Below are 202 nucleotides of genomic sequence, written 5' to 3' on the forward strand. Positions count from 1 at the left end.
AGGTCGAAGCAGCAGGGATTGATTTTTATTTTGCCGATGCTTATAGTGCCTGGCAAAGAGGAACCAATGAGAACTCTAACGGTTTACTGCGTGAGTTTTTTCCTAAGAAAACAGACCTCGCTAGAGTGATTTCCCAAGAACTCAACCAAGCTTTGTGGTTAATGAATAATCGTCCTAGGAAATGCTTAGATTACCAAACACC

1 protein-coding gene is annotated in these 202 nt (G+C 41.6%); it reads left to right on the forward strand.

The features are described from left to right. The coding region (locus tag ACEN3Z_RS12050; protein WP_407091004.1) for an IS30 family transposase at positions 1-202 on the forward strand (202 nt) is incomplete at both ends.

Origin of the sequence: Ruoffia sp. FAM 26254 (genome assembly GCF_045528545.1) — a bacterium.
Taxonomy (GTDB): Bacteria; Bacillota; Bacilli; order Lactobacillales; family Aerococcaceae; genus Ruoffia; species Ruoffia halotolerans.